10 protein-coding genes are annotated in these 12,988 nt (G+C 73.4%); 4 read left to right on the top strand and 6 right to left on the bottom strand.

What is annotated here, in order from left to right:
• Nucleotides 1-9 precede the first annotated feature (9 nt).
• Nucleotides 10-1,125 carry a nicotinate-nucleotide--dimethylbenzimidazole phosphoribosyltransferase gene (cobT, locus tag DN051_RS27530; RefSeq protein WP_112439711.1) on the top strand — a complete coding sequence of 372 codons (1,116 nt, stop codon included), beginning with the start codon at nucleotides 10-12 and terminating at the stop codon, nucleotides 1,123-1,125.
• Nucleotides 1,126-1,145: 20 nt separating this feature from the next.
• Here cobT and DN051_RS27525 read toward each other — a convergent pair whose 3' ends face one another.
• On the bottom strand, nucleotides 1,146-1,910 hold the full coding sequence (locus DN051_RS27525) for a hypothetical protein (RefSeq protein WP_112439710.1): 765 nt from the start codon (nucleotides 1,908-1,910) through the stop codon (nucleotides 1,146-1,148).
• A gap of 61 nt (nucleotides 1,911-1,971) precedes the next feature.
• Between DN051_RS27525 and DN051_RS27520 the strand changes: the two genes are divergently transcribed.
• Nucleotides 1,972-2,754 (top strand): adenosylcobinamide-GDP ribazoletransferase, encoded by a 783-nt coding sequence (locus DN051_RS27520; RefSeq protein WP_112439709.1) that lies wholly within the window; start codon nucleotides 1,972-1,974, stop codon nucleotides 2,752-2,754.
• 7 nt (nucleotides 2,755-2,761) lie between these two features.
• On the opposite strand, the gene DN051_RS27515 is transcribed toward DN051_RS27520, so the two are convergent.
• From DN051_RS27515 to DN051_RS27495, 5 genes are all read right to left on the bottom strand, one after another.
• On the bottom strand, nucleotides 2,762-3,571 hold the full coding sequence (locus tag DN051_RS27515) for an endo alpha-1,4 polygalactosaminidase (RefSeq protein ID WP_112439708.1): 810 nt from the start codon (nucleotides 3,569-3,571) through the stop codon (nucleotides 2,762-2,764).
• A complete protein-coding gene (locus DN051_RS27510) occupies nucleotides 3,568-4,215 on the bottom strand; it encodes a spherulation-specific family 4 protein (RefSeq protein ID WP_112439707.1) in 648 nt (215 codons plus the stop codon). The genes DN051_RS27515 and DN051_RS27510 overlap by 4 nt, the downstream gene beginning before the upstream one ends.
• Nucleotides 4,212-5,726, bottom strand: a complete 1,515-nt coding sequence (locus DN051_RS27505) for a hypothetical protein (protein ID WP_112439706.1) — start codon at nucleotides 5,724-5,726, stop codon at nucleotides 4,212-4,214. Before DN051_RS27505 ends, DN051_RS27510 begins: the two co-directional genes overlap by 4 nt.
• The gene (gene pelF / locus DN051_RS27500; protein WP_053763950.1) at nucleotides 5,723-7,270 is read right to left on the bottom strand and encodes a GT4 family glycosyltransferase PelF; all 1,548 of its coding nucleotides are present in this window, start codon (nucleotides 7,268-7,270) and stop codon (nucleotides 5,723-5,725) included. The genes DN051_RS27505 and pelF overlap by 4 nt, the downstream gene beginning before the upstream one ends.
• Nucleotides 7,271-7,391: 121 nt before the next feature.
• Nucleotides 7,392-9,425 carry a hypothetical protein gene (locus DN051_RS27495; RefSeq protein WP_053763949.1) on the bottom strand — a complete coding sequence of 678 codons (2,034 nt, stop codon included), beginning with the start codon at nucleotides 9,423-9,425 and terminating at the stop codon, nucleotides 7,392-7,394.
• A gap of 326 nt (nucleotides 9,426-9,751) precedes the next feature.
• Between DN051_RS27495 and DN051_RS27490 the strand changes: the two genes are divergently transcribed.
• Together DN051_RS27490 and lpdA are read left to right on the top strand one after the other, a co-directional pair.
• Complete coding sequence (locus DN051_RS27490; protein ID WP_112439705.1) at nucleotides 9,752-11,296, top strand: leucyl aminopeptidase; 1,545 nt, start codon at nucleotides 9,752-9,754, stop codon at nucleotides 11,294-11,296.
• Nucleotides 11,297-11,570: 274 nt separating this feature from the next.
• The gene (lpdA, locus tag DN051_RS27485) at nucleotides 11,571-12,959 is read left to right on the top strand and encodes a dihydrolipoyl dehydrogenase (protein WP_162624985.1); all 1,389 of its coding nucleotides are present in this window, start codon (nucleotides 11,571-11,573) and stop codon (nucleotides 12,957-12,959) included.
• Nucleotides 12,960-12,988 lie beyond the last annotated feature (29 nt).

Genomic DNA, 12,988 nt, shown 5'->3' with positions numbered 1-12,988 from the left:
GTTCGGCCAATGAGCTCGCTTAATCTCGACGACTTCACCGATCTGATCGAGCGTCCGGACGGCGGGATGCGCCGCGACGCCGAGGCGCGCCGGGAGCGTCAGATCGTGCCGCCCGGTTCCCTCGGGCGCCTCGACGACCTGGGTGAGTGGCTGGCCGCGGCGCAGGGCGCGGTACCGGTGCGGCCGGTGGAACGGCCGCGCGTGGTGCTGTTCGCCGGCGACCACGGCGTCGCGGAGGCGGGCGTGTCGGCACGGCCCGCGGGCAGCGCCGCGGATCTGGTGCGGGAGGTGCTGGAGGGCGGCCGCCCGGTGTCGGTGCTCGCCCGGCGGTCCGGCGTGCCGGTGCGGGTCGTCGACATGGCGCTGGACTGCGACCCGGCGACGCTGCCGGAGGACGTCGTACGGCACCGGGTGCGGCGCGGCAGCGGACGCATCGACATCGAGGACGCGCTCACCCTGGAGGAGGCGGAGGCCGCCTTCCTGGCCGGCATCGCGGTGGCCGACGAGGAGGCCGACTCCGGCACGGATCTGATCGTGCTCGGCGATGTGAGCGTGGGCGGCACGACGGCGGCCGGGGTGCTGGTCGCCGCGCTGTGCGGAACCGACGCGTCCGTGGTGACCGGGCGGGGCGGACTGGCCATCGACGACCTGGCGTGGATGCGCAAGTGCGCCGCGATCAGGGACGCGTTGCGGCGGGCCCGGCCGGTGCTCGGGGACCAGTTGCGGCTGATGGCGACGGTGGGCGGTGCCGACCTCGCGGCGATGACGGGCTTTCTGCTCCAGTGCGCCGTACGCAAGACGCCGGTGATCCTGGACGGTGTGGTGGCCGCCGCGTGCGCGCTGGTGGGCCAGCGGATCGCGTTCCGGGCGCCGGACTGGTGGCTGGCCGGACACCGCAGCGGCGAGCCGGGCCAGGCCAAGGCGCTCGACCGGATGGCGCTGGAACCGCTGCTGGAGCACGGCGTGTCGGTGGGCGAGGGCGCCGGGGCGCTGCTGGCGCTGCCGCTGGTGCAGGCCGCCGCGGCGCTGGCGGCGGAACTGCCCGAACGCCCGGAGCCGGCACCGGCGGAGCCGGACGGCGAGACGGCAGAGGAGCCCCGGAGCGAGCCGACGCCGGCGGAATGATCCACCGCGGGGCGCCGCGGTCAGTGGCGTTCCAGGGCCCGGGTCGGTTCCGGGCCCGGCGTGCCGCCGATCCAGTTCTGGAACTTCCGGGTGGGACCCGCCCAGCGGCGGTCGTGCCGGTAGGCGCGCAGCCGGGCCCTGGCGCGGGCGCGCGGGCGGCGGCGGTAGAGGCGTCTGGCCCAGAGGGAGCCGGGGCGGGCCAGCCGGATCGCGCCGAACAGGGCGACGAAGGGGATGATCACGCCGAAGATCGCGATCCGGATCTTGCCCTTGACGAGGGCGACGAGGGCGACGGCGAAGTTCCCGACGATCGTGGCGATCGCCGTGCCGCGGCTCTGGAGGTCGTCCTCGTCGAGGCCGTCGACGCCGAAGGGCGAGAACCCGAGGAGGAACAGGCCGACCAGGGACGCGGTCAGCACCACCGCCTCGACGCTCTTGCGGCCCTCCTCCGTCCAGTAGACGTCGCTCAGGTGCAGGATCAGCGCGAACTCGTCCAGCACCAGACCCGCTCCGATCCCGAAGACCACCGCGGCGAGGGCCGATCCGAATCCGCGCTGCCCGCCGGCGACCGCGCAGAAGCCGCCGACGACCGTGAGGACGACGCCGGGGACGACGTGGTGGATGTGCGTCCCGCCCGCGCTGACGTTCCCGAAGGGGCCCTTGCCGGCCCGGATGAGCCGGGTGATGAGCCGGGTGATCAGGAAGGTGAGGACGAACGCGGCGAGGGCGAGGAGCAGCGGGAGCTTGCCGGGTTCGATGATGTTGCGCTCCAGCCAGGATCCCATGCGTCCAGTTTGCCCAGATTCTCCCTGAGGTGCCGTACACCTGGTCGCGTACGCTGCCCTGATGTCCGAGATCCCTCCGCTGCACGGCCTGCGCTTCGCCGTCGGCACGCTCACCGTCCTGCCCGTCACCGTGAGCCGCTGGGACCGGGGCGCGGCACGGGGCGGGATGCTGTGCGCGCCGCTCGTCGGGCTGGTCGTCGGGGTCTGCGCCGCGGGGTCCGGTCTGCTGCTGCTCCTGCTGGGCGCCGGCCCGCTGCTCGCCGCGGTCGCGAGCGTGGCGGTGCCCGCCGTCCTCACCCGCGGTCTGCACCTGGACGGACTGGCCGACACCGCGGACGGACTGGGCAGCGGCAAACCCGCCGAGGACGCGCTGCGGATCATGAAGCAGTCGGACATCGGGCCGTTCGGGGTGATCACCCTGGTCCTCGTCCTGGCCGCGCAAGTCGCGGCCCTGGCGCAGCTCTACGACACCTCCTGGGCGCGCGGCGCGCTGGCCGCCGTCGTCGCGGCGGCCGCCGCCCGGCTGGCGCTGACACTGGCCGCCCGCGGCGGTGTGCCGGCGGCCCGGCCGGACGGCCTCGGGGCGGCCGTCGCCGGGGTGGTCCCGGTGCGCGGCGCGCTGGGGGTCGCCCTCGCGGTCACCGCGGCCGCGGCACTGTGCGGGGCGCTCCTCGGGCCGTACGACGTCGCCCGCGCCGCCCTCGCGGTGGCCGCGTCGGCCGTGGTCGCCGAACTGCTGCTGCGCCACTGCGTGCGCCGGTTCGGCGGGGTGACCGGCGATGTGTTCGGCGGCCTCGCCGAGGCGGCGGCGACGACCGCGCTCGTGGTGTCGGCACTGGGCTGAGCCCGGCTCAGCACGCCCTGCGCCACACCCCCAGCTCGTACTTCTTCAGCAGCGAACTCAGCCGCAGACGGCGGGACTCGGGGCAGAAGTCGCCGGTCGGCAGTTCGTACTCGACGTGGAAGACCGCCTTGCCCGCCTCGATGAACGGGGTCAGCGACCCGCACTCGTCGTACTGGGCGCACTGCTCGTTGACGGCGAAGTCGAAGTCGTCCACCAGTTGGGGAATCTGGTCGAGGTCGTTCTTCAGGCCCACCGACATGCCCCGTTCGTGGGCGAGTCCGGCGATCAGGCGGTTGTAGCGGAGCTGGTCGTCCGCCGTGAGGGGGAAGCCGGTGTCGTTGCGGTACCCGTCCATGTTGTCGGGTTCGACGGCGTCGAAGCCCTTGTCGGCGCACATGTCGATCCGGGCCGCCATGAGGGGTTCGAGGACGTCGGTCCGCCGGATGTCGAGCCAGCGTTCGCCGTCCCAGCCGTTGCCCTTGCCGAGGACCCGCTCCGGGAACTCGCCGGCGTCCGGGCGCCAGTCCTCCCACGCGCCGGTGGACAGGTAGCAGATGACCTTGCGGCCCCGGTCGTGCAGTTCCGCGACGGTCCGCTCGCTCTGGTCGAAGCCGTCGATGTCGTAGACGGGCACGTCGACGGAGGTGTCGACCCGGCCGCTGAGCTGCCACTGCCAGTCGGCGCCGGGGCGCGGCTGCCAGATCCTGCCGGTCGCCCGCGCGTCGGCGGGGTCGCGTTCGGGGGCGGCGGACGTGCAGCCCGCGAGCAGGGCCAGCGGGACGGCGAGCGAGGCGGCCCACTTCGCCGGACGTCTCATCGGGGCGGCTCCAGGGTGTGCGGCAACGTGCCCCAGGGATGATCCCCCACCCCCGGGACCGCGCAATGGACGGCCGCACCCCGCGTCCGGGCCAGCGCCGCCGCGTCCGCGCCGGCCGGTACGCCGTACACCAGGTGGCACAGCCGGGCCCCGGCGCCGGGCGGCGGATGCGAAGGCAGCGCGCGGTACGTCTCCCAGTCGCCCTCGAAGGTCACCAGCACATCGGCGAGTCGGGCGTACCAGGGGTGCGGGTGCGTGCCGTGGTTGAGGACGAGCGTGCCGCAGCCGGCGCCCCAGGCGGCCGTCGCCAGCCGCTGGTAGTGGCCGAACTCGGCCGGACCGGAGGCGACTTGGTCGAGGAAGGCGCCGTCCGCGCCGTACCACTCTTTGTGCCGGGTCAGATCGCGGACGACCTCGGCGTGGGCGCGGCGGCCGTAGCCGGTGTCGGTGTAGCCGAGCACCCGGACGTCCGCCGCCCGCAGCCGGGCGGCGAGCGAGGCGAAGGCCGGGTCGGGCCGGTCGCCGGGGCCGCTGGCCGGATTGAGGACGACGCCGTACAGCCGGGGCGCGGCGGCCACGATCGCGTCCCATTCGGCGGGCCGGTGCGCGGGGTGCTCGTAGTAGGGGACCAGCAGGGAGCTCATCGGTGTGCCGTGGCCCTTCCGAGCAGGCCGCAGACCAGCACGGCCTGGGCGGCGGCGGCCGCGCCGTACACCACGAGACCCACGATGTGCGGGGTACCGGTGTGCGTGACGAGGGCCAGGGTCTGGACCAGCGCGGCGGCGCAGCAGATGGCCGCGCCGCCGAGGACCGCGCCGACCGACTGGAGGAGCAGGCCCGTCCACAGGACCACGCCGAGCATCAGCAGCCCGGCCAGCCGGAAGCCGTCCGGGGACGGGGTGTGCGGCCACAGGGCCGCCGTGGTCAGGGCGAGGGCGAGCAGGACCGCCAGGTAGCCGATGAGGCACACCGCGAGCGTGCGGACCGTGGCCCGCCGGAAGGCGCGCGGGCTGCCGGTGGAGCGCAGTCCGGCGAGGCTGTCGCTGCGGAAGCGGTGCAGCAGCCACTCGGCGGGGCCCATGCTCAGGGTGAGGGCGACGGCGGCGGGCGCGGCGATCGCGCTGAGTTCTCCTCCGGCCAGTACCTCGCCGAGGGCCGCGTACAGCACGAGGACACCGCTCGCCAGGCCGAACAGCGCGTACGGCAGGGACGCGGCGAGCCGTGGTCCGCCCACCGGCGCCGGCGGCCGGCCGCCGGGCGCGCCGAACGGCAGCAGCGCCGTCAGCCCCGCCGTCCAGCAGCCCCGGCCCAGATCGCGTACCGCGGGGGCCACTTCGACCAGGGCGAGGACCACCACCGCCGCCAGCGAACCGAGCAGCAGCAGCACCCGGGCGGACTCGGGCACGTCCCGGACCAGGGTCGGCAGCGTGCCCGCCGCCATCGGCAGCAGGGCGGCGAGCAGCGCCCGTTCGCGGCCCAGCACGAGCAGCGTGGTGGACGCGCCGAGGTAGCAGGACTGGCCGGCGGCGAAGGCGACGGCGGCCGGCTGAGCGGTGCCCGCGACGGCGAGCGCGGCCAGGGCGCCGAGGAGCGCGCCGACCGGGGCGCCCAGCAGCAGGCAGCGGCGGGCGGACGAGCGGTCGCCGAGGCCCAGCCACGCGTACGCGCGGTGCGCGAGCCCTTGGTTCCAGGCCCACCCGGTGAGGGCGCCGGCCAGCAGGGGGACGGTGCCGGCCGGGAGGCCGAGGTCGCCCCGCGGACCGGCGAGGAGGGGCGCGCCGAGGAGGTGGGCGAAGCCGGGCAGCACGAAGACGACACCGCGCAGCAGACAGGCCAGCAGACCGATCCGCCAGGGGTCGTGCGGGAGGTCCTCGGGTTCGGGATAGCGGCGGTCGACGCGTTCGTACAGCTCCTCGGCGAGAGCGAAGGAGTTCTTCACTCCGTAGCGCTCGCGTATCCGGTCGTCCGACAGGCCGTCCGACTCCAGCAGCGCGGCGATCTCGTCGGGGTGGACGGCGGCGGCTATGAAGTCGTCGAGGCGTACGGCGAGTTCGTCGATCGGGTCGGGCTGCGCCCAGCTCGGGGTGCGCTGCCGGGGGATCGCGGGCAGGGAGTCGGGGCGGGCGCCGGGAGGCAGCCAGACGCTGCCGCTCACCGGCCGGCGCCGTTCTCGGGCCCGGTGCGGGCGGAGCCCCAGGCGGCGGCCCCGTACCAGGGGTCGCGCAGTTCGAGGGTCCAGTCGGCGACCGTCTCGACCGTGGGCTCGTACACCTCGGGCAGGCCCGCGAGTTCCTGGTAGATCGTGCGGAAGGCGTCCACCGAGCGGCGCAGGGTGAAGCGGTCGATGACCCGCTGGCGGCTCATCTCGCCCAGCCTCAGCCGCCGCGTGTCGTCCTTGAGCAGGGTCAGCGCCGCGGCGGCCATCATCTCCGGCTCGCGCGGGGGCACCACGAGTCCCGTGTCGCCGACCGCCTCGCGCACTCCCCCGACGTCGGTCGACACCGTCGTACGGCCGCAGGACATGGCCTCGATGATGGAGAACGGGAAGCCCTCGGAGATGGACGACAGCATCACCACGTGCCCGGCGGCGTAGGCCCGCCACACCTCGCTGATCCGGCCCTCGAAGCTGAGGCCGTCGGTGACGCCCAGCTCCGCGGCGAGCTTCTCCAGCCGGGTCCGGTACGCCTCACCGCCGGGCGGCACCGGGCCGAACAGGCGCAGCCTGGTCTCCGGCAGCTCGGCGCGGACGGCGGCGTAGGCGTGGATCAGGGTCTCCAGGTCCTTGATCGGGTCGACGCGGCCGCACCAGGTCAGGGTGGGGGTGTCGGGTTCGGGGCCGGCGTGCGGGAAGGCGGCGGGGTCGACGCCGTTGTACACGGTGCGGATCCGGTGCGCGTCGGCGCCGCCGCGCTCCTCCCAGCGCCGGTTGTACTCGTTGCACGGGGTGATCAGGTCGGCGGCGCGGTAGCCGAGCGAGTTCAGTTCGCGGTAGAAGCCGAGCATGAACGCCTTCACCGGCCAGCGCTGGGCGTCGCGCCGGTAGCCGAGATAGCGCTCGCGCAGGTAGATGCCGTGCTCGGTGAGGAGGAACGGCACCCCGTCCAGGCGGCGCGCGGCGAGGGCGGGCAGCGTCGCCAGGCCGCTGCTGACGGCGTGCGCCACGCTGTCCTCGGGGATCCGGACGCCGAGCGGCCGCAGGGCGTGCTCCAGCAGGTCGGTCGCGGTCAGCGCGTCGTGGACGGTGGGTCCGGCGGCGGCGGTCGGCAGATGCGGCATCGTCCAGATCCACATCAGCGACCGCAGCGCGGACTCGGTGCGCAGGGCCGCCGACAGCCGCCCGGCGCGGGCCAGTTCGGCCAGTTCGTAGAGGGCCGTACCGAAGTCGCAGCGCGACTCGGGGTCCAGGAAGGACAGCAGCAGCCGCTCGTAGGAGTCGGTGAACCGGCGCCGTGCCCTGCCGTACGGTGCCCGCGCGTGGCCGGGCCGCGGGCCCCAGGTGGGCACCGGGGTGTGCCGGTAGACGTTGGGCGGCAGCTCCCAGGTGACCGGCTCGCGGCCGCTGCCGGTGAGCGAGACGACCTGGAAGCCGACCTCCGGCATGCCCTGGACGAGTTGGTCGCACCAGGTGCTGACCCCGCCGTGGACATGCGGATAGGTGCCTTCGGTGAGCATGGTGACATGACGGCCGGTACGCCTCATGCGTGGTTTCCCCCCTGCGGAACGTCCTTCGTCGGCCCTGCGGCCCGGACCGGACGCACCCCGGCCGGTCGAAGTCCGGGGTGCGTCCGGTGTCGCGGTGCGCCGCGCTACGCGGGCGTCGTCACGGCAGTCTCAGCGTGACGGCGCTCTGGAGCAGCTCGGGCTTGGTCCAGGCCGACCGCTCCCCCGCGTACGCCGTTCCGAACGCCGCGGTGCCCAGCAGGAGTTGCTTGCGGGTGCCCTCCGGCACGCTCACCGGCACCTGTACGCCGCTCGGGGCGGTGACGGTGACGGTGCTGCCCGTCCGGTAGGCGGTGACCCGGCCCTGGTCCAGGGCGGTCTGCCAGGCGGCGCGGCGCTGGAGCTCGGTGCCGATGGCCTTCTGGCTCAGGTTCTCCACCGGGGTGTTGTCGGCGAACAGGGCCCGGTAGTCGGCGAGCACCTTCTCCATGACCGGGTAGAGCAGCCGGTCCTCGGCGAGGTTGGACTGGTGGGCGTAGTGCGGGCGCGGGTCGTTGTTCAGGGCGTGACCGAGCGCGGTGCGGGCCTCCTGCGGGACGATGTGGGAGGCGTAGCCCGTGGCCGGGTCCAGCGGTTCGTCCAGGCAGGTGGAGGCCGGGTTGGTCTCGCAGACGCCGCTGCCGCCGTCGGCCCGCGAGGTGTAGATGTGGTTGTACTCGTCGGCCATCTCCTCGGCCGTCCCGACGTTGTAGTACACGTTCATCGGGTGCCGGGGCACGGTCGACGCGGAGCCGACGGGGCGCTGCTGCGGCTCGCGGGAGTTGTCGGATGCGACCCAGGCGACGCCGTTGTCGGCGAGGGCGCGCGCGAGGTTCGGGTTGTCCTCGGGCTGCTGGGGCAGGGTCCGCAGGCCGGAGTGCTCGCCGGTGACGAGTTCGGTGCGGTCCACCGGGAGGCCGCGGGCGACACCCCAGTTGTGGTTGTCGCGGATCTGCTCGGAGATCTCGGCGCGGCTCGTCCAGCGGATCGTGCCGTCCGCGTTGCGGGCACAGGCCCACGGCACGGTGGAGGTGTCCTGCACGCAGCCCAGGTACGGGTGCGTGTAGGTGTGGTTGATCCAGCGGTACTGGGCCCGGTCGGCGAGCAGCCGCGTGGTGAGCGCGTCCGTGCCGCCGTGCTCCGCCTTCCACTCCTCGCCCGAGCCGGCGTTGTAGACCATGTCGAGCGTGAAGCCGTGCTGCCGCTGCCACCCGGCGGCGTACTGGGCGTCGGCGGCGGTCATCCGGATCGGCGTGGTGCCGGCGCCGTCGCCGTCCGCGCAGTCGAAGTCGCCCGGGGTGCAGTCGCGTTCGGTGTCCCAGCGGCTGTCGGGCGCGAAGACGTCGTCGACGTGCACGGCGAAGTAGTTGCGGTCGAAGCCCAGGTGGACGCCCTGGGTCAGCCACTCCACGATGCCGCGGGCGAGGACCCGGAACTGCTGCTGGTGCTGGTTGTAGGCGAAGGTCACGACGAGCTCGCGGCGGCCGTCGTGCGCGTACTCCCCGACCAGGCTGCCGCGCCCGGTCCCGCCGGGCACGGCGACGTCCACGTAGCTGGTGAAACCGGCGCGCGGGCGGGCCGCGTAGCCGTAGCTCTCCTGTACGGAGGGCGAGTTGTCCTCGAAGGCGAACGCCCCGTCGAGGTATCCGAAGGGGCCCGCCCGTCCGGCGTCGGTCACCGCCGCCGGGCTGCCGTCCAGGGTGCCGGCCCAGCCGCCCTCGCTGGTGTAGTCCAGGCCGACTCCCGGGTGGGCCCAGGTGTAGGCGTCGACCTGCGGAATGCCGTACGTCCGCTCGTAGTTCTCCAGCGCCGTCTGCTCGGCCGAGCCCGCGCCGAACGGGGCCTCGTCGGGCAGCACGACGCCCTGGAACCTGGCCCGGGGCGTGCCGCCCACCGTGTCGCTCAGGAAGGCGGCGTTGACGGTCGGGCGGTTCGGGTCGTCGAGCCGGACGGTGGTGTACGGGATGCCGGTGCTCCGCAGTTGGGCGGCGATGGCGCCGACGGGGCCGTCGCCGTCGTCCACCACCAGCACCCTCAGGTCGATCCGCGGCTGCGGTGCCGCGGACGCGCCGGGTGCGGAGACTCCCAGCGTGATCAGTCCCGCGGCCGCCAGAACGGCGGCCGTCTCTCTCCATCTGCGCACGCGTGGTGCCATGAGTGTGGTCCCTCCCCCAGAAGATCCCCCTTGTGGTCATTCCGAGGAGGATCAGTGGAAATCATGCAAAGCGGCGAGCGGCTGGCTCACCGGAACCCGACGAGTGTGACTCAGGTCATGGAGTGCGAGGATCGGGATGTGGCGACGACGCCACCGACAGGTGAACGCCCGCAGGCATGCGCGAATGACGGCCGGGCGTAGTCTCGTGTCGACGTCCGCCGCCCCGGCCACCACCGTGCGCGGGGACGTCCGGGGTCGGCTGTCGTGCCCGGACGACCCACAGTCCGACCACAGCAACTTCACATCGGAAGCGAGATTTCACCACCGTGACTGCTCTGACTCTCAGCACCGCCGCGGCGCCCGGCCTGCGGGCCGACGCGATCGTGATCGGTGTCTCCAAGGGCGACAAGGGCCCGGTCGTCGCACCGGGCGCGGAGGCCGTGGACAAGGCCTACGACGGCAGGCTGGCCGACGTCCTCGAAACCCTCGGTGCCTCCGGGGCCGAGGGAGAGCTGACGAAGCTGCCCGCCCCGGCCGGCTTCAAGACACCGCTCGTGGTGGCGGTGGGCCTGGGCGCGCGGCCCGACAAGGACGCCGACGCGGACGCGTACGACGCGGACGCCCTGCGCCGCGCGGCCGGCGCGGCGGCGCGCGCGCTGGCCGGTTCGAAGAAGGCGGCCTTCGCCCTGCCGGTGGCCGACGCCGCCGCCGTCGGCGCGATCGCCGAGGGCGTGCTGCTCGGCGCGTACTCCTTCACCACCTACAAGGGGACGGCCGACAACGGCCCCGCCAAGGACCGGAAGAACAGCAAGGCCCCCCTCGCCGAGGCCGCCCTGCTCGGCGCCAAGCCCCGCGACAAGGCGCACAAGGCCGCCGCGGAGCGCGCCACCGCGGTGTCCGAGGAGCTGAACCGGGCCCGCGACCTGATCAACATGCCGCCCAACGACCTCAACCCGGAGTCCTTCGCCGCGATCGCCCAGGCCGCGGCCAAGGAGAACGGCATCAAGGTCCAGGTGCTCGATGAGAAGGCGCTCGCCAAGGGCGGCTACGGAGGCATCCTCGGCGTCGGCTCCGGCTCCACGGCCGCGCCCCGCCTGGTGAAGCTGTCGTACACGCACTCCAAGGCGAAGAAGAACCTCGCCTTCGTCGGCAAGGGCATCACCTACGACTCCGGCGGCATCTCGCTGAAGCCGGCCGGCCACAACGAGACGATGAAGTGCGACATGAGCGGTGCCGCGGCGGTCTTCGCCGCGGTGGTCGCCGCCGCCCGGCTCGGCCTGGAGGTCAACGTCACCGGCTGGCTGGCGCTGGCCGAGAACATGCCCTCCGGCTCCGCGACCCGGCCCGGCGACGTGCTGCGCATGTACAGCGGCAAGACCGTGGAGGTGCTCAACACCGACGCGGAGGGCCGGCTGGTGCTGGCCGACGCCCTGTGGGCGGCGTCCCAGGAGAAGCCGGACGCGATCGTGGACGTCGCGACGCTGACCGGCGCCATGATGATGGCGCTGGGCAGCCGCACCTTCGGGGTCATGGCCAACGACGACGTCTTCCGCACCGCGGTGTACGAGGCGGCGGCGGAGGTCGGCGAGGCCGCGTGGCCGATGCCGCTGCCGGAGCACCTGCGCAAGGGCATGGACTCCGCCACCGCCGACATCGCGAACATGGGCGAGCGGATGGGCGGCGGCCTGGTCGCCGGCCTGTTCCTGCGCGAGTTCGTCGGCGAGGGGATCACCTGGGCGCACCTCGACATCGCGGGGCCCGCCTTCAACGAGCAGGGGCCGTTCGGCTACACGCCGAAGGGCGGCACGGGGTCGGCCGTGCGGACGCTGGTGCGGCTCGCCGAGTTGACGGCCACGGGCGACCTGGGCTGAGTCCGCCCGCCGGTTCCGAACGCGCCGTCGGGTCACGGGGGCGGGGAGTACGCGCGATCGCACGGTCGCGCGCACTCCCCGCCCCCGGGCCGTCCCGGCCGGGGTGGGACGTATCACACCCCGGCCCCGCGTCTCGTCCGGGCGTGACAGGTGCGAAGATGGGGCACGGCAGGACAGGGCCCCCACCGAAGGGCCGAAGGCAAAAAGCGGCCGGACACCAGCCGCCGACCGGTCACTGGAGACCGGCGTGGCGCACATGCATGGAGGACGTGACGTGGCGAACGACGCCAGCACCGTTTTCGACCTAGTGATCCTCGGCGGTGGCAGCGGTGGTTACGCCGCGGCCCTGCGCGGGGCTCAGCTGGGCCTGGACGTCGCCCTGATCGAGAAGGACAAGGTCGGCGGTACCTGCCTGCACCGGGGTTGCATCCCCACCAAGGCCCTGCTGCACGCGGGCGAGATCGCCGACCAGGCTCGCGAGAGCGAGCAGTTCGGCGTCAAGGCCACCTTCGAGGGCATCGACGTGGCCGGGATCCACAAGTACAAGGACGAGGTGATCTCGGGCCTGTACAAGGGGCTCCAGGGCCTCGTCGCCTCCCGCAACGTGACCTACATCGAGGGTGAGGGCCGGCTGTCCTCCCCGACCTCGGTGGACGTCAACGGACAGCGCATCCAGGGCCGGCACGTGCTGCTGGCGACCGGCTCCGTGCCGAAGTCCCTGCCGGGCCTGGAGATCGACGGCAACCGGATCATCTCCTCCGACCACGCCCTCGTCCTGGACCGCGTGCCGAAGTCGGCGATCGTGCTGGGCGGCGGCGTCATCGGCGTCGAGTTCGCGTCCGCGTGGAAGTCCTTCGGCACCGACGTCACGGTGATCGAGGGCCTCAAGCACCTGGTCCCGGTCGAGGACGAGAACTCCTCGAAGCTCCTGGAGCGCGCCTTCCGCAAGCGCGGCATCAAGTTCAACCTGGGCACCTTCTTCCAGAAGGCCGAGTACACGGCCGACGGCGTGAAGGTCACCCTGGCCGACGGCAAGGAGTTCGAGGCCGAGGTCCTCCTCGTCGCCGTCGGCCGCGGCCCGGTCTCCCAGGGCCTGGGCTACGAGGAGGCCGGGGTCGCCATGGACCGCGGCTACGTCCTCGTCGACGAGTACATGCGGACCAACGTCCCGACCGTCTCCGCGGTCGGCGACCTGGTCCCCACGCTCCAGCTCGCGCACGTCGGCTTCGCCGAGGGCATCCTGGTGGCGGAGCGGCTTGCCGGTCTGAAGACCGTCCCGATCGACTACGACGGCGTGCCGCGGGTGACGTACTGCCACCCCGAGGTCGCCTCCGTGGGCATCACCGAGGCCAAGGCCAAGGAGATCTACGGTGCGGACAAGGTCGTCGCTCTGAAGTACAACCTGGCGGGCAACGGCAAGAGCAAGATCCTGAAGACCGCGGGCGAGATCAAGCTCGTCCAGGTCAAGGACGGTGCGGTGGTCGGCGTCCACATGGTCGGCGACCGCATGGGTGAGCAGGTCGGCGAAGCCCAGCTGATCTACAACTGGGAAGCGCTGCCGGCCGAGGTCGCCCAGCTCATCCACGCCCACCCGACCCAGAACGAGGCGCTCGGCGAGGCCCACCTGGCCCTGGCCGGCAAGCCGCTTCACTCGCACGACTGACCCCTCGGTCGACGAACGCGACGACACAG

The sequence above is a fragment of the Streptomyces cadmiisoli genome, assembly GCF_003261055.1.
Taxonomy (GTDB): domain Bacteria; phylum Actinomycetota; class Actinomycetes; order Streptomycetales; family Streptomycetaceae; genus Streptomyces; species Streptomyces cadmiisoli.
This window is presented reverse-complemented; position numbering and strand designations above follow the sequence as displayed.